Genomic DNA, 18,317 nt, shown 5'->3' with positions numbered 1-18,317 from the left:
AGGAGAGGGTTTCTATGCTGGCATTACGTCAGGTGCATCACATCGCGATCATTGGCGCGGACTACGCCGCCAGTAAGCATTTCTATTGCGACATTCTCGGTTTTACCCTGCTGAGTGAAGTTTACCGCGAGGAGCGTGACTCCTGGAAAGCGGATCTGGCGCTCAACGGGCAATACACCCTCGAGCTGTTTTCTTTCCCTTCGCCGCCGGCCCGCGTCAGCCGCCCGGAGGCTTGCGGCCTGCGCCATCTGGCGTTCAGCGTTGACGATATCGACCAGGCCATCGTCCATCTGCAGGCGGCCGGCGTCGCCTGCGAACCGGTACGCGTCGATCCTTATACTCAATCCCGTTTTACCTTTTTCAGCGATCCCGATGGTTTACCGTTAGAATTATACGAGAGTTAACGGCTTAATCGCCTCCCGGCGGCCACAGCCGGGGGCGATTATGCTATGATCGCGCCCTTGCCCCACATGCCTACAGAGTTATTTCCGCCATGCAAGAGCCTGCTTTTCGCGTCGGGGAGTGGCTGGTTACCCCTGCCGACAATACCATCAGCCGTGACGGCCGCCAGAAAACGCTGGAACCGCGCCTGATCGACATGCTGTGCTATTTCGCCCGGCACCCCGATGTGGTGCTGAGCCGCGACGAGCTGATTGATAGCGTTTGGAAGCGCAATATCGTCACTAATCACGTGGTGACCCAATGCATTTCAGAACTGCGCAAATACCTGAAAGACGGCGACAGCGACAGTCCGGAGTACATTATCACCGTGCCTAAGCGCGGGTATAAGTTGGCGGCTTCAGTGATCTGGTGTGAAGACGGGGAGTCGCAGCCCGTCCCTGCGCCGGCGCCGCAGATTGCGGTGATCATGCATGAGCCGGAAGACGGCAGCGATGATGAAGACGATACGCCGTACGTGCCGCCGAGCCGGACCCGAACGCCGGCTGCCGCGCCCGGCGAAAAGCAGCCGCGCTTTTATCGCCGCTCGACGTTTTGGGTGTGGCTGGCGTTTCTGGCGGCGCTCAGCGTCTGCGTGGCGTTTGTCGGCATCGCCACGCTGTCGCAGCGCGTGCCGGTATCGAGCATGCCGGTGCTGCTCAATCCGCGCGATATCGATATCCGCATCCAGGGCGGCGAGAGCTGCAGCAACTGGATGCCGCAGCTCTCCTATGTGGTGGGCGTCAGCGAGCTGATCACCGATTCGCTCAACACCTACTCGACCTTCCTGGTGCACGACCAAACCAATTACAACTATTCCGGCCCCAGCAATTCGGGCAAGTCGCTGTATATCGAGTTCGTCAATCAGCGCCACTACCGCGCCCAGCAGTGTTTCCTGTCCGTGCGGCTGGTGGATAATGCCGACAGCTCAGTCATGCTGGACAAGCGTTACTTCATCACCGCCGATAACCAACTGAAGATCCAAAGCGACTTCCTCTCCAGCCTGTCCGCCGCGCTGAAACAGCCCTGGCCGCCGCAGCTGGAACAGCGTCTGGCGCAGCTGCTGCCGGACAACGGGCCGCTGCTGCAGCGCTTCTATCAGGCGCATCAATTGTTGATCCACGGCGACGCCGATTCGTTGACCCGCGCCAGCGCGCAGCTGAGCGAGCTGATTAAAAGCGCGCCGAATTTCCACTACCTGCTGGCGGAAAAAGCGCTGGTGGATGTGCTGCGCAACTCTTATCAACCGTTCGACAGCCAGGGGCTGGCGCAATTGCGCGCCGATATCAGCCATCTGGCGACGATCCCCGAATTGAAAAATACGCCGATCGTGCAGCAAGTTCTGGCGGTTGATGCGCTGGCGCAGGGACGCATTGACGATGCGCACCGGGCGATCGAGCTGGGGATTGAGTTGCAAATGTCGTGGCTGAATTATGTGCTGCTGGGCAAAGTGTATGAAATGCAGGGGCAGAATCATTTGGCGGCGGATTCTTATATTACCGCGTTCAACCTGCGCCCCGGTGAAGATACCTTGCATTGGATCACCAATGGCGTATTCCAGACGTCATTGACCAACGTGGTGCCTTATTTAAATAACTATCGGCGCCAATAATTCACCAGAACCACGCCGCCATTATTCTCAGGGAATTCCGGCGGCGTTATTTATTGGTGAAGACATGTTGCGCCATTGTGTTATTTTGCTGCGCAATATCGTTCCTTTTCTGCCGTTTGTTATTTGTGATTAACCTGGTTATTGTCTTGTTTTTAAAAGATGTTTATCTTTTCTTTAGCTTACCTTTTTATCTTGATGTGTTAATCAAAAACCTCAGATTATCATTTGTATGATCATGAGCGTAATCTCACTTTATCTTTAGGACTTTATTTCTGCCGATGGTTAGCATCCTGACTATCAAGCCGGCTCATTAAAATGTTTTATTTATGGGTGTGGCTTATAAGAAACGTAAATCAGGAGAAACTGACCATGGCTTCACCCAAGAAAATAGGGCTTATTGCCTGCACCGGCGTCGTCGCCGGTAATATGATGGGGAGCGGGATTGCCTTATTGCCCGCCAACCTGGCGAGTCTCGGATCCATCGCCATTTGGGGATGGGTGATCTCGATTATTGGGGCGATGTCGCTGGCCTACGTGTACGCCCGCCTCGCCACCAAAAACCCGCAGCAGGGCGGCCCTATCGCCTACGCCGGTGAAATTTCCCCGGCGTTCGGCTTCCAGACCGGCGTGCTGTATTACCATGCCAACTGGATCGGCAACCTGGCCATCGGCATTACCGCCGTTTCTTATCTCTCCACCTTCTTCCCGGCGTTGAACAACCCGGTGCCTGCCGGCATCGCCTGTATCGCCATCGTGTGGATCTTCACCTTCGTCAACATGCTGGGCGGGACCTGGGTCAGCCGCTTGACCACCCTGGGCCTGGTGCTGGTGCTGATCCCGGTGATCGTAACCGCCACCCTCGGCTGGCACTGGTTTGACGCCGCCACCTACCAGGCTAACTGGAATACCTCCGGCACCACCGACAGCCATGCGGTCATCAAAAGCATCCTGCTGTGCCTGTGGGCATTCATCGGCGTGGAATCCGCGGCGGTCAGCACCGGCATGGTGAAAAACCCGAAACGCACCGTGCCGCTGGCGACCATGCTTGGCACCGGTTTGGCGGGCATCATCTACATCGCCGCCACCCAGGTGATCAGCGGCATGTTCCCGGCGTCTGAAATGGCCGCCAGCGGCGCGCCGTTCGCCATCAGCGCCTCGGCGATTATGGGCAACTGGGCGGCACCGATGGTTTCCGCCTTCACCGCCTTTGCCTGCCTGACCTCGCTCGGGTCATGGATGATGCTGGTCGGCCAGGCCGGGGTGCGCGCCGCCAACGACGGCAACTTCCCGAAAGTGTACGGCGAGCTGGATAAAAACGGCATTCCGAAAAAAGGCCTGCTGCTCGCGAGCTGCAAAATGACCGCGCTGATGGTGCTGATCACCCTGATGAGCTCCGCCGGCGGCAAGGCTTCCGATCTGTTCGGCGAGCTGACCGGCATCGCGGTGCTGCTGACCATGCTGCCTTACTTCTACTCCTGCGTAGACCTGATCCGCTTCGAAGGGGTCAACGTGCGCAACCTGCTGAGCCTGATCGCTTCGGTGTGCGGCTGCGGCTTCTGCTTCATCGCGCTGATGGGCGCCAACTCATTCGAACTGTCCGGCACCTTTATCATCAGCCTGATTATCCTGATGTTCTACGCCCGGAAAATGAATACCCGCCAGGCTGCCAACGCAGCTGCGGTCGATGAAAACACCACGGCCAAAGCGCACTGATTCGCGTCCGCTGACCGACTGAATTTACCCAGCCCCTTTCTTTCCGACCTGTCAGCCGCGACGGGAAGGGGCTTGCTTTGCCAGGAGAAATGCATATGAACGTTATCGCCATCATGAATCACATGGGTGTCTATTTCAAAGAAGAGCCTATCCGTGAACTGCATCAGGCGCTGGAAAGTCTGGATTTCCGCATCGTTTACCCTAACGATCGCGAAGACCTGCTGAAACTGATCGAGAACAACGCCCGTCTGTGCGGGGTGATCTTCGACTGGGACAAATACAATCTGGAGCTGTGCGAAGAGATCAGCCAGCTGAACGAATACATGCCGCTGTACGCATTCGCCAACACCTATTCCACGTTGGACGTCAGCCTGAACGATCTGCGCATGCAGGTGCGCTTCTTCGAATATGCGCTCGGCGCGGCAACCGACATCGCCGCCAAGATCAAACAGAATACCGACGAGTATATCGACACCATCCTGCCGCCGTTGACCAAGGCGCTGTTCAAATACGTGCGCGAAGGCAAATACACCTTCTGTACGCCGGGCCACATGGGCGGCACCGCGTTCCAGAAGAGCCCGGTGGGCAGCCTGTTCTACGATTTCTTTGGCCCGAACACCATGAAGTCGGATATCTCGATTTCGGTGTCCGAACTGGGGTCGCTGCTGGATCACTCCGGCCCGCACAAAGAGGCGGAAGAGTACATTTCCCGCGTGTTCAACGCCGAACGCAGCTACATGGTCACCAACGGCACCTCCACCGCCAACAAGATCGTCGGTATGTATTCGGCGCCGGCGGGCAGCACGGTGCTGATTGACCGTAACTGCCACAAGTCGCTGACTCACCTGATGATGATGAGCGACATCACGCCGATCTACTTCCGCCCGACCCGCAATGCCTACGGCATCCTCGGCGGCATTCCGCAGAGCGAGTTCCAGCGCGCCACCATAGCCAAACGCGTGAAGGAAACCCCGAACGCCACCTGGCCGGTGCACGCGGTGATCACCAACTCCACCTATGACGGCCTGCTGTACAACACCGACTTTATCAAGAACACTCTGGACGTGAAGTCGATCCATTTCGACTCCGCCTGGGTGCCTTACACCAACTTCCATCCGATCTATAAAGGCAAGTGCGGCATGAGCGGCGGCCGCGTGGAGGGCAAGGTGATCTACGAAACCCAGTCCACCCACAAACTGCTGGCGGCCTTCTCGCAGGCGTCGATGATTCATGTGAAGGGCGATATCAACGAAGAGACCTTCAACGAAGCCTACATGATGCACACCACCACTTCACCGCACTATGGCATCGTGGCGTCGACCGAAACCGCCGCGGCGATGATGAAAGGCAACGCCGGCAAGCGCCTGATCAACGGCTCTATCGAGCGCGCGATCAAGTTCCGCAAAGAGATCAAACGCCTGAAAGTCGAGTCCGACGGCTGGTTCTTCGACGTCTGGCAGCCGGAGCATATCGATGAGCCGGAATGCTGGCCGCTGCGCTCCGACAGCGCCTGGCACGGCTTCAAGAACATCGATAACGAACACATGTATCTGGACCCGATCAAGGTCACCATTCTGACCCCGGGGATGAGCAAGGAAGGCGAGATGCAGCCGTTCGGCATCCCGGCCAGCATCGTGGCGAAATACCTCGACGAACGCGGTATCATCGTCGAGAAAACCGGGCCGTACAATCTGCTGTTCTTGTTCAGCATCGGCATCGATAAAACCAAGGCGCTCAGCCTGCTGCGCGCGATGACCGACTTCAAACGCTCGTTCGATCTGAACCTGCGGGTGAAAAACATGCTGCCTTCGCTGTATCAGGAAGCGCCTGATTTCTATGAAAACATGCGCATTCAGGATCTGGCGCAGAACATTCACCGCCTGGTGGAGCAACACAACCTGCCGGACCTGATGTACCGCGCGTTCGAAGTGCTGCCAACCATGGTGATGAATCCGTACCAGGCGTTCCAGAAAGAGCTGCACGGTGAAGTGGAAGAGGTCTATCTGGAAGAGATGGTCGGTAAGGTCAACGCCAACATGATCCTCCCATACCCGCCGGGCGTGCCGTTGGTGATGCCGGGCGAAATGCTGACCGAGGAGAGCCGGCCGGTGCTGGAATTCCTGCAGATGCTGTGCGAAATCGGCGCGCATTATCCGGGCTTTGAAACCGACATTCACGGCGCCTATCGCCAGGCGGACGGACGTTATCGGGTGAAAGTGCTGAAGGCGAAATAACCGCAGCCAATAAGAGGGGAGGCGCTCGCGCTTCCCCTTTGTCGTTCACCGACTGATGGGAGACCACCATGAAAACACCCTCACAGCCGCGCGCAATCTACTATGTCGTAGCGATACAAATTTGGGAATATTTCAGCTTTTACGGCATGCGTGCGTTATTGATCCTCTATCTGACCCACCAACTCGGCTATACCGACAGCCACGCCATCGATCTCTACAGCGCTTACGCTTCGTTAGTTTACGTCACTCCTATTCTTGGCGGCTGGCTCGCCGACCGCCTGCTGGGCAACCGCGTCGCGGTGATCGCCGGCGCGGCGCTGATGACCCTGGGACATATCGTGCTTGGTTTGAGCGCGGTCTCCGCCCAGTCGCTCTATCTGGCGCTGGCGATCATCATCTGCGGCTACGGCCTGTTCAAATCCAATATCAGCTGCCTGCTGGGCGAGCTGTATCCGGCGCAGGACTCGCGCCGCGAAGGGGGCTTCTCGCTGCTGTACGCCGCCGGCAACGTCGGATCTATTCTGGCGCCGATCGCCTGCGGGTTGGCGGCCGAGCGCTATGGCTGGCACGTCGGCTTTGCGTTGGCCGGGATCGGCATGTTCGCCGGTCTGGTGATTTTTCTGCTTGGCGGACGCCATTTTCGCCACACGCGCGGCGTGAATGCACCGCTGATGCGCGCCAGGAGCCTGGGCCTGCCGCACTGGGGATGGCTGCTGGCGGCGCTGCTGGCGTCGCCGCTGTTCTTCACGCTGCTGTTTGAACGCGGCTGGGCCGGCTATTTGCTCGGGTTGGTGTGCGTGGCGGCGGTGGCGCTGGTGGCGCGCATTATGCTGCGCTCGGACGCCGGCCAGCGGCGAGGGTTGTGGCAGATCATCGTACTGATGCTGCTCGGCACGCTGTTCTGGGCTTTTGCCCAGCAGGGCGGCAGCTCCATCAGCCTGTTTATCGATCACTTCGTTGACCGGCGCTGGTTCGGCTGGACGGTGCCGACCGCGCTGTTCCAGTCGGTTAACGCCTGCGCGGTGATGCTGGGCGGCGTGGCGCTGGCCTGGCTGGCGAGCGGCGATGGCGACCGCACGCTGCGCATCTGGTGCAAGTTCGCTTTCGGTCTGCTGTTGATCGGCGCCGGCTTTACGCTGATGGCGCTCAATACGCGGCTGCACGGGCCGGGATCGATGGGGTTGATGATCGCCGGTTTGGCGGTGATGGGCTTTGCCGAACTGTTTATCGATCCGGTGGCGATGGCGCAGATCACCCGGCTGAATATCCCCGGCGCCACCGGCGTGTTGACCGGCATCTATATGCTAGCGACCGGTTCGATCGCCAACTATCTGGCGGGCATTATCGCCAATCAGACCGCCGAGGATCACATCGAAGGGGCGGCGATGCAGGCGTATGGCCGCATTTTCGCCCAGATCGGCTGGGGAGCGGCCGGATGTGCGCTGGCGGTGATCGCGGTGCTGGGCGGCTGGTGGCTGCTGACGCGACGCCAGGCCCGGACGGTTAATGCTTGATTGATGGCGGTAGGCGGGGTTAACGTGCAGCTACGTAGAAGTAACAAAGCCTACCGATGGATACTGATCAATTAACGACGCAGGTGGCGGACCAGCTGGGCTCGCAGCAGCGGCTGCTGGTGGCGTTCAGCGGCGGCCTGGATTCCAGCGTGCTGCTGCATCTGCTGGCGGCGTTGCGCCGCCAACGTCCGGCGCTGCAGCTGCGCGCGTTGCACGTGCATCATGGCCTGAGCGCCTTTGCCGACCGTTGGGTTGAGCATTGCCGCAGCCGGTGCGCCGAGTGGCGGATCCCGCTGACGGTGACGCACGTGCAGGTGGATGCCCGTCAGGGCGGCATCGAAGCGGCGGCGCGTGCGGCGCGCTATGCCGCCTTCAGCGCCGCGCTGACGGAGGGGGAAGCGCTGCTCACCGCCCAACACCTCGACGATCAAAGTGAAACATTCCTGTTGGCGCTCAAGCGCGGCAGCGGGCCGGCGGGGTTGTCGGCGATGGCGGCGCGCGCCACGCTGGGCGAGCACCTGCTGTTGCGGCCGTTGCTGGGCTGCTCGCGTCAAACGCTGGAAAATTACGCGCAGCGCCACGGCTTGGCCTGGATAGACGACGACAGCAATCAGGACACGCGCTTCGATCGCAATTTCCTGCGGTTGCAGGTGTTGCCACAGCTCAATCAACGTTGGCCGCACTTCGCCTCGGCGGTGGCGCGCAGCGCCAGCCTGTGCGCCGAACAGGAACAATTGTTGGACGAGCTGCTGGCGGAACCGCTGCAAAGCCTGTTGGCGGCGGATCGCTCATTGGCGATCGACGGTTTGACGGCCTGTTCGCCGGTGCGGCGCTTCGCTCTGTTGCGGCGCTGGATCGCATTGTTCAACGTCACCATGCCGGCGCGTGAGCAGTTGCAGCGTCTGTGGGATGAGGTGGCGCTCAGCCGGGAAGATGCCGAACCGCAGCTGCAGCTCGGCGCCTATCAGATCCGCCGTTTCCGAGGCCGATTGCACCTGTTGCCGCCGCTGGCGGCGCTGCGCGATGTGCATCTGCCCTGGCAGCCTGACCAGCCACTGACGTTGCCGGACGGGCTGGGGCAGTTGGTTGCCGGTGAGGGCGATCTGGCGCTGCGCGCGCCGCTGCCATCGCAGCAGATTAGCATTCGTTTCGGCGGTGTACAGGGCGCGGTGCGCATCGTGGGGCGCACCCATTCGCGGCCGATCAAAAAACTGTGGCAGGAGCTGGGTATTCCTCCCTGGCAGCGTGAACGCATCCCGTTGATTTATTATGATGAGCAGCTGATCGCCGCGCTGGGCGTATTCGTCTGTGAGGCGGGGCAGGTGCCGGAAGGCGAACGCCCGTGGCGGCTGCGCTGGGAAAAAAATCATAATCGTGAGGAGCAATGATGAAGTTTGTGGAAATCGCGCTGTTGGCTGCAGGCCTGTTCAGCCTGCCGGCGTTGGCGGCGGGGGATGCGGCCGCCGGTCAGGCCAAAGCCGCCGCGTGCGCGGCCTGCCACGGCGCGCAGGGCAAGGTGACGGTGCCGATGTACCCGAATCTGGCCGGGCAGAACGCCATGTACCTGCAGCACGCGTTGCAGGCGTACAAGAAAGGGGAACGCAACGGCGGCCAGGCCGAGGTGATGAAAGCCTATGTGTCGGGATTGTCGGATGACGATATCGCCGATCTGGCGGCTTATTACGCCAGCCTGAAGCCCTAAATGACGAGGGCAGCCGTTGGGCTGCCCTGTTGGGATGGGGTTACCGCTGCGTTCAGTCCGACAGGCTGACGACCACGGTACCGATTTCCGGATGACTGAAACTGCTGATATGGTCCAGACGCAGGTCGCGCTGCTGGCCGTTCTGTTCGATGGTCAGATACTCAACGCGTTTCTTTTGCAGCAGGTCGATAGCCTTGGCCTCGATCACTTCTCCGTCGCGTAACTCCAGCTTCAGAATAAGTTTATGCTGACAGGCGAGTTCCAGGTTGTCGTAGTCATCGCAATTGATGGGTTGGTACTCATCATTCATCAACATAGTCGCTCACCAATAAGTTAGCGGCGGCAAAGGCCGCCTGTTCCCTAACGGAGGACGGTAGCGCGTGGTTCGCTGCGACATCGTCCAATGCCTTTAACGCACAAGCCAGCGCATCAGGCACGTAGCCAAGATCTCCACTGCCAATCTCGGCGTAAGTACGGCGTACTAACTCACAGTATTGTTGCACAGTTTCCTCCCTTAAGAACCTCTGCATCATCAAGACTACTATCGCGATGAGGCGCAGGCTCTCGGAGTTTTATCCTATCCTAGACGACTATAGCACAGCTGTTATGGAGTTATCAGCACCCCGGCACGCCTTTCGCACTGCCGCAGCCTGGCCGCGCTGGCGGGGTTTGGCCCTGATCAAGTACACTGTCGCCGGATAATAACGAGGTCACCCATGGCGCTGAAAGCAACCATTTATAAAGCCGCGGTCAATATTGCTGATATGGATCGTCACTTCTACCACGACGCTACGCTGACGCTGGCGCAACACCCGTCCGAAAATGAGCAGCGCATGATGCTGCGCCTGTTGGCCTGGATCTGTCATGCCGACGAGCGGCTGGTGTTCACCAAAGGGCTGAGCGCCGACGATGAGCCGGAGATCTGGCAGCGCAACGACCACAACGGGCTGGAAATGTGGATCGAGATGGGATTGCCCGACGAGAAACGCATCCGCAAGGCCTGCAACCAGTCGCCGCGCGTGGTGTTGTACGCTTACGGCGAGCGCGCCGCGCACGTTTGGTGGCAGGCGATGCAGGGAAAAGTGGCCGGCTACAAGAACCTGAGCGTGCGCTTCCTCGATGACGAACAGCTGGCGCGCCTGACGGCGCTGGCCAGCCGCACCATGACGCTGCAGGCAACGCTGCAGGAGGGAACTATTTGGCTGTCTGATGCTCAGAATAGTCTGGAAATCCAGTTTGCCGAGTGGCAGCAGGCACAGGTGTGACCGGTGCTGGAACTGTCAAGAAACGTCGCCATACCGGATAATGAGCTGGAATTGACGGCGATCCGCGCGCAGGGCGCGGGTGGCCAGCACGTGAACAAAACCTCAACGGCGATCCATTTGCGCTTTGACATCCGGGCATCCAGCCTGCCAGAGTATTATAAGGAAAGGCTGCTGGCGCTGAATCATCATCTCATTACCGCTGATGGCGTAGTGATTATCAAGGCGCAAGAGTATCGCAGTCAGGAATTGAATCGCGAAGCGGCGTTGGCCAGATTGGTCGCGCTGATTCAGCAGGCGATGGTGGTGGAAAAAACGCGCAAGGCGACCAAACCGACCAAAGGGGCAAAATTGCGCCGTTTGGAAGGCAAGGCGCGTAAGGGCGCCACCAAGGCGCTGCGTGGCAAGGTTCGCACTTAGGAATACATGAACACAGTAGGAGAATAACTGTGAAGAAAATTACGGTAGCCCTGTTCTTGGCGGCAGGCGCACTCTCGTTGTTGGGATGCAACAATCATTATCAACCGAAGGAACAACCGCTGCAGGCGATGCCGCAGAGTTATCAAGGGGTGTTGCCTTGCGCCGATTGCGGCGGGCTGGATACGGCGCTGTTCCTGGATGAGGATGGCACCTTCGTGCTGCAAGAAACCTATCGCGGCAGCAAAGACGGCGATCAGACCTTTGCCGACTACGGCAAATGGGCGCGCACCGCGGATAAGCTGGTGCTGACCGACAGCACCGGAGAAAAACGCTACTTCCGCCCGGTGGGCAAGAGCCTTGAGATGCTGGATCGCAGCGGCGCGCCGATCGCCTCCAAGCTGAATTATCGTCTGGAGCCGGTCGAGAAGCCATTGCCTAAAACGCCGATGGTGATGAAAGGCAGCTACACCTATATGGCCGACGCGGCGGTGTTCAAAGATTGCGCCACCGGCATTACGTTCCCGGTGGATAACAACATCGCGCTGGAGCAAGGTTACGCCAAAGCCAATAAGAATGCCGGTGAGCCGGTGTTTCTGACTTTCAACGCGCACTTCAGCGTGCAGCCGTCGATGGAAGAGGGGCAGATAGAGAAGGCGGTGGTGCCGGACGGCAAAATCGCGTTCGACCGCAGTAAAAGCTGCAGCAACAACTAACTTCCCCTGTCCCCATGGACATAAAAAAACCCGCCTAGGCGGGTTTTTTATTCGCTGACGCTCGGTGTTTAGCGTTTGATCTGGCCCAGCAGGAAATCAACGATTTCGCCGGTTTTGATCATTTGCTTCTCGCCGACGCGGCGGTTTTTGTACTCGATCTCTTCGTTATCGAGGTTACGGTCGCCGATAACGATAGAGTGCGGCACGCCGATCAGTTCCATATCCGCGAACATCACGCCCGGACGCTCTTTGCGGTCATCGAGGATCACATCGATACCGTGGGAGCGCAGGGTGTTGTACAGCTCTTCCGCCAGCGCCTGCACGCGGAATGACTTGTGCATGTTCATCGGCAGAATAGCGACCTGGAACGGCGCGATGGCGTCCGGCCAGATGATGCCGCGTTCGTCATGGTTCTGCTCGATGGCGGCGGCCACGACGCGCGTCACCCCGATGCCGTAGCAACCCATGGTCAGCACCTGGTTGCGGCCGTCTTCACCCTGCACGGTCGCTTTCATCGCTTCCGAGTACTTGGTGCCGAGCTGGAAGATATGGCCCACTTCGATGCCGCGTTTGATCAGCAGCGTGCCCTGACCGTCCGGGCTGGCGTCACCTTCCACCACGTTACGGATGTCGGCCACCTGCGGCAGCGGCAGATCGCGCTCCCAGTTGATGCCGAAGTAGTGTTTGCCGTCGACGTTGGCGCCGGCGCCAAAGTCGCTCATCGCCGCCACGCTGCGGTCGGCAACCACCGGCATCTGCAGCTTGACCGGGCCGAGGGAACCCGGGCCGGCGCCGACGATAGCGCGGATCTCTTCTTCGGTGGCGAAGGTCAGCGGCGCGGCAACCTGCGCCAGCTTTTCGGCCTTGATTTCGTTCAGCTCGTGATCGCCGCGCACCAGCAGGGCGACCAGTTTATGGCCGCTCTCTTCGGTGGCGCGCACCATCAGCGTCTTCACGGTTTTTTCCACCGGCAGCTGGAATTGCTCGACCAGTTCGGCGATGGTTTTGGCGTTTGGCGTATCCACCAGGCGCAGCTCTTCGCTGGCCGCCGCGCGCGGCGCTGCCGGAGCGACCGCTTCCGCCAGCTCGATGTTGGCGGCGAAGTCGGAACCGGTGGAGAACACGATATCGTCTTCACCGCTGTCTGCCAGCACCTGGAATTCGTGCGACGCGCTGCCGCCGATCGAGCCGGTATCGGCCTGCACCGGGCGGAAATCCAGGCCCATGCGGCTGAAGATTTTGCTGTACGCTTCGTACATCGCGTCGTAAGTCTCCTGCAGAGACTCCTGTGAGGTATGGAAGGAGTAGGCATCCTTCATCAGGAACTCACGGGAACGCATCACGCCGAAACGTGGGCGCACTTCATCACGGAACTTGGTCTGGATCTGGAAGAAGTTCAGCGGCAGCTGCTTGTACGAGCTGATCTCGTTGCGGATCAGATCGGTGATCACTTCTTCATGCGTCGGGCCCAGCACGAAAGGACGGTCGCCGCGGTCGACGAAGCGCAGCAGCTCGGGGCCGTATTGCTCCCAACGGCCGCTTTCCTGCCACAGGTCGGCAGGTTGAACCACCGGCATGGACACTTCGATCGCGTTAGCATTGTTCATTTCTTCGCGAACGATGTTTTCAACCTTTTTCAGAACGCGCAGGCCGGTCGGCAGCCAGGTGTAAAGACCGGAGGCCAGCTTGCGGATCATCCCGGCGCGCAGCATCAGCTGGTGGCTGATCACTTCGGCGTCGGCAGGTGTCTCCTTCAGAGTGGAGAGCAGATATTGGCTAGTACGCATGGTGTTTTGGTTCCGTTAGAACTGCAAATTGCATCGGGCTGCCAGAGTGGCGGCCAAAAAGTGATTTAGTTTACCAGCGCGAGCGGGTCGCCAAAAGAGAGGCGGCGGAATTTTAACGCGGGTCGAGCGACAGCACTTCGGTGTGGCCGGCGACGACGTGCCAGCGCACGTTGAAATCCAGCAGCCAGACGGCGTAATCCCGTTCGACGTCCTCTCCTTTACGATAGGCGGGACGGGGGTCCTGTGCCAGCACCTGGCTGATAAAACGCCTTAATTGCGGGTAGCGCGCCTGATGTTGCTGCAGCTGTTGTTCCGCCTGCGGCGCGAAACGCACCGGCATATCGCCGGCGGGCGCGGCCTGGGCAAAGCCGGCGCGGGCCTGCGGTTGGCTCTCGGCGAACGGCAGATAAGGCTTGATGTCCACCACCGGGGTGCCGTCGACCAGATCGAGGCTGCCCAGTTCCAGCGCCACTTCCCCGTTTTTCACCCGTACGCCTTTGAGCTCAATGAGCGACATGCCGAGCGGGTTGGGGCGGAAGGTGGAGCGGGTGGCGAACACGCCCATGCGGGCATTGCCGCCTAAACGCGGTGGGCGTACCGTCGGGCGCCAGCCGCCTTCCATGGTTTGATGGAAAATGAACATCACCCACAGATGGCTGAAATCGCTGAGACCGCGAACCGCTTCCGCCTGGTTATAGGGCGGCAGCAGCAGCAGTTCGCCGCCACCGTCTTCGACCAGCCCCGGTTGGCGGGGCACGGCGAATTTCTCTTTATACGGCGAGCGGATCACGCCGATCTGCTCGAAAACGAATTCGGTCATTTAGATGAGACGTTAAGCGCCGAGCCCTGGCAAACGGCCTGCTGGTAACAACCGGCGACGCCGCTGACAATCTGGCAGTCGTGCAGCAGCACGGCGTTGGCCTTCATGTAAGACGCACGGATTTGCATGCGTTTACGGGCGGTAGCCAGATTCGGTGGGGAGTCTTGTACGGTGGTTTGGCACGATTCGCCGGACACTTCACCCAGATCGCGGAACGGTTTACCCACGAGTTCTTCTGCACTTTTATACAGTTTTACCGGAGCGGGGCGGGCGGCCGGCGTGGTCTTGGCCGGGGCGGTCGTGGTCGGCTTGCTGGTGCTGTTTGTTGAGGATGGCGCGATACGTTGCGATGAACATCCGGCCAGCGCGAGCGCTAACAAACAGAGAGGTAAAACACGCATTGAGATTCCTCTGCCTTAATGAAAGTGGCGCTATTGAAGCAATCTATGGCGGAAATAACAAGACGGGCCTTGGCCCGTCTTGCAATTATAGGAATAAAATTGGTGAATAAGCGCTTACCAGCCTTTCACGGCACCGCCGTTGAAGATTTTGTTGGCGGCGGCGTCAACTTCGTCAGACTGGTAGGCCTGAACGAATTTCTTCACGTTTTCCGCGTCTTTGTTATCTTCGCGCGCAACCAGCAGGTTGACGTAAGGCGAGTCTTTATCTTCCACAAACAGACCGTCTTTCGCCGGCGTCAGGCCGATCTGGCTGGCGTAGGTGGTGTTGATCACCGCCAGCGCGATCTGCTGATCGTCCAGAGACCGCGGCAGCTGAGGGGCTTCCAGCTCAACCAATTTCAGGTTTTTTGGGTTCTCGGTCACGTCCAGCACGGTCGGCAGCAGGCCAACGCCGTCTTTCAGTTTGATCAGACCGACTTTCTGCAGCAGCAGCAGCGAACGGCCCAGGTTGGTCGGATCGTTAGGCAGCGCGATCTGCGAACCTTCTTTCAGTTCGTCCAGCGATTTGATTTTCTTGGAGTAACCGGCGATCGGGTAAACAAAGGTGTTGCCGACCGGCACCAGCTTGTAGCCGCGATCTTTGATCTGCTGATCCAGATAAGGTTTGTGCTGGAAGGCGTTCAGATCGATATCGCCTTTGCTCAACGCTTCGTTAGGCAGCACGTAGTCGTTGAAGGTGACCAGCTCAACGTCCAGACCGTATTTCTCTTTCGCCACTTTCTGCGCCACTTCGGCGACTTGCTGCTCTGCACCGACGATCACGCCGACCTTGATGTGGTTTGGATTCTTTTCATCCTGGCCGCAGCCCGCCAGAGCCAGAGTGCCGATCAGTGCGCCAATTGTCGCGATGGATTTAAATGTTAACGACATATCCCTTCCTCATTAGACTCGCATTAATATGCTGTGAAACTATTTATGGGTAACGGCTTTGACGATGCGATCGCCGCAGAATTGGATCAGATAAACCAAAACTACCAGTAATACTAATACGGTATTCATAACTGTGGCGTTATAACCGATATAACCGTATTGGTAACCGATTTGGCCCAGGCCGCCGGCGCCGACCGCGCCGCCCATGGCGGAGTAGCCCACCAGGGTGATCAGGGTGATGGTCGCGGCGTTGACCAGGCCCGGCAGGGCCTCCGGCAGCAGCACTTTCTTGATGATCTGCATCGGCGTGGCGCCCATGGCGCGCGCCGCTTCCACCAGACCGGACGGGATCTCCAGCAGGGCGTTTTCCACCATGCGCGCGATGAACGGCGCGGCGCCGACGGTCAGCGGCACGATCGCCGCTTGCAGGCCGATCGAGGTGCCGACGATCATGCGGGTAAACGGAATCATCCAAACCAGCAGGATAATGAACGGGATGGAACGGAAGATGTTCACCAGCCCGGACAGGATCTTATACAGCGAATTGTTGGCGATGATCTGCCCCGGGCGGGTGACATACAGCAGCACGCCTACCGGCAGGCCGAGCACGAAACCGAAAAAGCCGGAGACAAAGGTCATCATGACGGTTTCCCACACGCCACGCGCCATCAACCACATCATTGCCTCAGACATAACCCAGAACCTCTACTTTTACCTGATTTTCTTGCAGGAACTTAATCGTCGCCAGCGCGTCTTCGTCGCTGCCGTGCAGCTCCGCCAGCATCACGCCGAATTTCACGCCGCCGGCATAATCCATCTGGGCGCTGATAATGTTGTTGTTCACGTTGAAGCGGCGAGCGGCTTCAGACAGCAGCGGCGCATCGACCGACTGGCCGGTGAACTCCAGGCGCAGCAGCGGCTGACGGTCGCCCTGACGCTCCGGCGACAGGCGCGCGGCGTAGTCGTCCGGGATATCCAGATGCAGCGTGGACTGAATGAACTGTTGGGCCAGCGGCGTTTTCGGGTGCGAGAACACTTCGCTGACGCTGTCTTTTTCGATCAGCTGCCCCTGGCTGATGACCGCGACCTGGTCGCAGATGCGTTTCACCACGTCCATTTCATGGGTGATCAGCAGAATGGTCAGGCCCAGACGGCGGTTGATGTCTTTCAGCAGTTCCAGGATGGAACGGGTGGTGGCCGGATCCAGCGCGCTGGTGGCCTCGTCGCACAGCAGCACTTTAGGGTTGCTGGCCAGCGCGCGCGCGATCGCCACACGCTGTTTCTGGCCGCCGGACAGGTTGGTCGGGTAGGCATCGTGCTTGTCCGCCAGGCCGACCAGCTCCAGCAGTTCAGTCACGCGTTTTTTGATCTCGGCGCGCGGCGTATTGTCCAGCTCCAGCGGCAGCGCCACGTTGCCGAACACCGTGCGGGAAGAGAGCAGGTTGAAGTGCTGGAAGATCATGCCGATTTGGCGACGGGCGCGCGTCAGTTCGCTTTCCGACAGAGACGTCAGATCCTGGCCATCGACCAGCACCTGGCCGGAGGTGGGGCGCTCAAGCATGTTGGCGCAGCGGATCAGCGTGCTTTTACCGGCGCCGGAGGAACCGATGACGCCATAGATTTGCCCGGCAGGAACGTGAAGGGTCACGTCAGAGAGCGCGGTAATGGTGCGCGAACCCTGCTGGAACACTTTAGTGATGTTAGAAAGTTTAATCATATTCTTCTTATTTTAGCGTGGTTGCCCGTGGCTAGATAAAAGTAAACCTCGGCGTGGAACCAAGGTATGGATCAGATGTTAAGGCGTCTAGACGTCTAAGTCAACGACCAACGACGTTCTCCGGCGTTCTCAGCGTGGGGTAAAACATGCGATACTGTCAGCGTATACAGGCCCTCAGGAGCAAAGCGGTGACACAAAGCGTTCCAGCAATTTTTCTCGATCGTGACGGCACGATTAATGTTGACCATGGTTATGTCCATGAAATCGACAACTTCCACTTTATCGACGGCGTGATTGACGCCTGTCGCGAACTCAAAAAGATGGGCTTCGCGCTGGTGATGGTGACCAACCAGTCCGGCATTGCGCGCGGCAAGTTCAGCGAAGAGCAGTTTATGTACCTGACCGAGTGGATGGACTGGTCGCTGGCGGATCGCGACGTCGACTTCGACGGCATCTATTTCTGCCCGCATCATCCGGAGGCGGCAGTAGAAGAGTATCGCCAGGTGTGCGACTGCCGTAAGCCGCAGCCGGGCATGTTGCTGCAAGCGCAGCAGGAATTGAACATCGATATGGCCGCTTCTTATATGGTGGGCGATAAACCGGAAGACATGCAGGCGGCGATCGCGGCCGGCGTCGGCACCAAGGTGCTGGTGCGTACCGGCAAGCCGGTGACGGAGCAGGGCGAAAAGCTGGCCGATTGGGTGCTAAACAGCCTGGCGGACCTGCCGGCAGCCATCAAAAAGCGGGTTTAATAGGCGTTACGAATGAATAGTGAGCGGTCAGATAAAAAATGCATATTAACGCTTGTCATTCTGAACCGGCTCCCTATAATGCGCCTCCATCGACACGGCGCAAGTGATTCACTTCACACAGCGGCCGGGAAGAAAGAGAAAAAATCCTGAAAATTAGGGTTGACTCTGAAAGAGGAAAGCGTAATATACGCCACCTCGAGTTAGCAAGCGAAAGCGCCTAACTCACTGCTCTTTAACAATTTATCAGACAATCTGTGTGGGCACTCCACAAGACGATATCCAGCATCTTCGGATGCAAAAAA

The 18,317-nt window shown here is 58.9% G+C and carries 19 protein-coding genes; 11 read left to right on the top strand and 8 right to left on the bottom strand.

Going from position 1 to position 18,317, the window contains the following annotated elements; translation table 11 throughout:
• Positions 1-14 precede the first annotated feature (14 nt).
• The 7 genes from IMX17_RS19835 (at position 15) to IMX17_RS19805 (ending at position 9,213) form a co-directional block, all read left to right on the top strand.
• Positions 15-404, top strand: coding sequence for a VOC family protein (locus tag IMX17_RS19835; protein ID WP_046899068.1), 390 nt, complete (start codon positions 15-17; stop codon positions 402-404).
• Positions 405-493: 89 nt separating this feature from the next.
• The gene (gene cadC, locus IMX17_RS19830; RefSeq protein ID WP_046899069.1) at positions 494-2,050 is read left to right on the top strand and encodes a lysine decarboxylation/transport transcriptional activator CadC; all 1,557 of its coding nucleotides are present in this window, start codon (positions 494-496) and stop codon (positions 2,048-2,050) included.
• Positions 2,051-2,419: 369 nt separating this feature from the next.
• Entirely contained in the window at positions 2,420-3,763 is a 1,344-nt protein-coding gene (gene cadB, locus IMX17_RS19825) for a cadaverine/lysine antiporter (RefSeq protein WP_033644886.1), read from the top strand.
• Positions 3,764-3,858: 95 nt separating this feature from the next.
• On the top strand, positions 3,859-5,997 hold the full coding sequence (gene cadA, locus IMX17_RS19820; protein WP_033635725.1) for a lysine decarboxylase CadA: 2,139 nt from the start codon (positions 3,859-3,861) through the stop codon (positions 5,995-5,997).
• 68 nt (positions 5,998-6,065) lie between these two features.
• Positions 6,066-7,511, top strand: coding sequence for a dipeptide permease DtpD (dtpD, locus tag IMX17_RS19815; RefSeq protein ID WP_193550151.1), 1,446 nt, complete (start codon positions 6,066-6,068; stop codon positions 7,509-7,511).
• A 56-nt stretch (positions 7,512-7,567) separates the two neighbouring features.
• Positions 7,568-8,899 carry a tRNA lysidine(34) synthetase TilS gene (gene tilS / locus IMX17_RS19810; RefSeq protein WP_193550150.1) on the top strand — a complete coding sequence of 444 codons (1,332 nt, stop codon included), beginning with the start codon at positions 7,568-7,570 and terminating at the stop codon, positions 8,897-8,899.
• A complete protein-coding gene (locus tag IMX17_RS19805; protein ID WP_025304017.1) occupies positions 8,899-9,213 on the top strand; it encodes a c-type cytochrome in 315 nt (104 codons plus the stop codon). The genes tilS and IMX17_RS19805 overlap by 1 nt, the downstream gene beginning before the upstream one ends.
• A gap of 52 nt (positions 9,214-9,265) precedes the next feature.
• On the opposite strand, the gene rof is transcribed toward IMX17_RS19805, so the two are convergent.
• Together rof and IMX17_RS19795 are read right to left on the bottom strand one after the other, a co-directional pair.
• Complete coding sequence (rof, locus tag IMX17_RS19800) at positions 9,266-9,529, bottom strand: Rho-binding antiterminator (RefSeq protein WP_004931991.1); 264 nt, start codon at positions 9,527-9,529, stop codon at positions 9,266-9,268.
• On the bottom strand, positions 9,516-9,716 hold the full coding sequence (locus IMX17_RS19795; RefSeq protein WP_033652508.1) for a YaeP family protein: 201 nt from the start codon (positions 9,714-9,716) through the stop codon (positions 9,516-9,518). Before IMX17_RS19795 ends, rof begins: the two co-directional genes overlap by 14 nt.
• 213 nt (positions 9,717-9,929) lie before the next feature.
• Between IMX17_RS19795 and IMX17_RS19790 the strand changes: the two genes are divergently transcribed.
• The 3 genes from IMX17_RS19790 to nlpE are packed head-to-tail and all read left to right on the top strand — an operon-like array spanning position 9,930 to position 11,608.
• Complete coding sequence (locus IMX17_RS19790; protein ID WP_033644891.1) at positions 9,930-10,478, top strand: YaeQ family protein; 549 nt, start codon at positions 9,930-9,932, stop codon at positions 10,476-10,478.
• A 3-nt stretch (positions 10,479-10,481) separates the two neighbouring features.
• The gene (arfB, locus tag IMX17_RS19785; protein WP_060660319.1) at positions 10,482-10,895 is read left to right on the top strand and encodes an alternative ribosome rescue aminoacyl-tRNA hydrolase ArfB; all 414 of its coding nucleotides are present in this window, start codon (positions 10,482-10,484) and stop codon (positions 10,893-10,895) included.
• A gap of 29 nt (positions 10,896-10,924) precedes the next feature.
• Complete coding sequence (gene nlpE / locus IMX17_RS19780; protein WP_193550149.1) at positions 10,925-11,608, top strand: envelope stress response activation lipoprotein NlpE; 684 nt, start codon at positions 10,925-10,927, stop codon at positions 11,606-11,608.
• A 68-nt stretch (positions 11,609-11,676) separates the two neighbouring features.
• On the opposite strand, the gene proS is transcribed toward nlpE, so the two are convergent.
• From proS to metN, 6 genes are all read right to left on the bottom strand, one after another.
• The gene (proS, locus tag IMX17_RS19775) at positions 11,677-13,395 is read right to left on the bottom strand and encodes a proline--tRNA ligase (protein ID WP_033644896.1); all 1,719 of its coding nucleotides are present in this window, start codon (positions 13,393-13,395) and stop codon (positions 11,677-11,679) included.
• A gap of 112 nt (positions 13,396-13,507) precedes the next feature.
• Complete coding sequence (gene tsaA / locus IMX17_RS19770) at positions 13,508-14,215, bottom strand: tRNA (N6-threonylcarbamoyladenosine(37)-N6)-methyltransferase TrmO (RefSeq protein WP_046899075.1); 708 nt, start codon at positions 14,213-14,215, stop codon at positions 13,508-13,510.
• Positions 14,212-14,616, bottom strand: coding sequence for an Rcs stress response system protein RcsF (gene rcsF, locus IMX17_RS19765; protein WP_025304011.1), 405 nt, complete (start codon positions 14,614-14,616; stop codon positions 14,212-14,214). Before rcsF ends, tsaA begins: the two co-directional genes overlap by 4 nt.
• A 114-nt stretch (positions 14,617-14,730) precedes the next feature.
• On the bottom strand, positions 14,731-15,546 hold the full coding sequence (locus tag IMX17_RS19760) for a MetQ/NlpA family lipoprotein (RefSeq protein ID WP_033644900.1): 816 nt from the start codon (positions 15,544-15,546) through the stop codon (positions 14,731-14,733).
• 39 nt (positions 15,547-15,585) lie between these two features.
• Entirely contained in the window at positions 15,586-16,239 is a 654-nt protein-coding gene (locus IMX17_RS19755; RefSeq protein ID WP_004932010.1) for a methionine ABC transporter permease MetI, read from the bottom strand.
• The gene (metN, locus tag IMX17_RS19750) at positions 16,232-17,263 is read right to left on the bottom strand and encodes a methionine ABC transporter ATP-binding protein MetN (protein ID WP_193550148.1); all 1,032 of its coding nucleotides are present in this window, start codon (positions 17,261-17,263) and stop codon (positions 16,232-16,234) included. The genes IMX17_RS19755 and metN overlap by 8 nt, the downstream gene beginning before the upstream one ends.
• A 188-nt stretch (positions 17,264-17,451) precedes the next feature.
• Here metN and gmhB point away from each other — a divergent pair, with 188 nt between their 5' ends.
• Positions 17,452-18,015 (top strand): D-glycero-beta-D-manno-heptose 1,7-bisphosphate 7-phosphatase, encoded by a 564-nt coding sequence (gene gmhB, locus IMX17_RS19745; RefSeq protein ID WP_046899076.1) that lies wholly within the window; start codon positions 17,452-17,454, stop codon positions 18,013-18,015.
• Positions 18,016-18,317: the final 302 nt, after the last annotated feature.

The organism is Serratia sp. X3 (genome assembly GCF_014982455.1).
In the GTDB taxonomy this organism is placed as follows: Bacteria; Pseudomonadota; Gammaproteobacteria; order Enterobacterales; family Enterobacteriaceae; genus Serratia; species Serratia ureilytica.
The sequence above is the reverse complement of the archived record's forward strand: the minus strand, read 5'-3'. Positions and strand labels throughout refer to the sequence as shown.

What these genes read in the sequence shown, in the direction of transcription:
- tilS (WP_193550150.1), top strand. Translation starts at nt 7,568, where the DNA reads ATGGATACTGATCAATTAACGACGCAGGTGGCGGACCAGCTGGGCTCG.
- IMX17_RS19790 (WP_033644891.1), top strand. Translation starts at nt 9,930, where the DNA reads ATGGCGCTGAAAGCAACCATTTATAAAGCCGCGGTCAATATTGCTGAT.
- rcsF (WP_025304011.1), bottom strand. Translation starts at nt 14,616, where the DNA reads ATGCGTGTTTTACCTCTCTGTTTGTTAGCGCTCGCGCTGGCCGGATGT.
- cadC (WP_046899069.1), top strand. Translation starts at nt 494, where the DNA reads ATGCAAGAGCCTGCTTTTCGCGTCGGGGAGTGGCTGGTTACCCCTGCC.
- proS (WP_033644896.1), bottom strand. Translation starts at nt 13,395, where the DNA reads ATGCGTACTAGCCAATATCTGCTCTCCACTCTGAAGGAGACACCTGCC.
- IMX17_RS19755 (WP_004932010.1), bottom strand. Translation starts at nt 16,239, where the DNA reads ATGTCTGAGGCAATGATGTGGTTGATGGCGCGTGGCGTGTGGGAAACC.
- tsaA (WP_046899075.1), bottom strand. Translation starts at nt 14,215, where the DNA reads ATGACCGAATTCGTTTTCGAGCAGATCGGCGTGATCCGCTCGCCGTAT.
- cadA (WP_033635725.1), top strand. Translation starts at nt 3,859, where the DNA reads ATGAACGTTATCGCCATCATGAATCACATGGGTGTCTATTTCAAAGAA.
- dtpD (WP_193550151.1), top strand. Translation starts at nt 6,066, where the DNA reads ATGAAAACACCCTCACAGCCGCGCGCAATCTACTATGTCGTAGCGATA.
- IMX17_RS19805 (WP_025304017.1), top strand. Translation starts at nt 8,899, where the DNA reads ATGAAGTTTGTGGAAATCGCGCTGTTGGCTGCAGGCCTGTTCAGCCTG.
- IMX17_RS19835 (WP_046899068.1), top strand. Translation starts at nt 15, where the DNA reads ATGCTGGCATTACGTCAGGTGCATCACATCGCGATCATTGGCGCGGAC.
- rof (WP_004931991.1), bottom strand. Translation starts at nt 9,529, where the DNA reads ATGTTGATGAATGATGAGTACCAACCCATCAATTGCGATGACTACGAC.
- cadB (WP_033644886.1), top strand. Translation starts at nt 2,420, where the DNA reads ATGGCTTCACCCAAGAAAATAGGGCTTATTGCCTGCACCGGCGTCGTC.
- IMX17_RS19760 (WP_033644900.1), bottom strand. Translation starts at nt 15,546, where the DNA reads ATGTCGTTAACATTTAAATCCATCGCGACAATTGGCGCACTGATCGGC.
- metN (WP_193550148.1), bottom strand. Translation starts at nt 17,263, where the DNA reads ATGATTAAACTTTCTAACATCACTAAAGTGTTCCAGCAGGGTTCGCGC.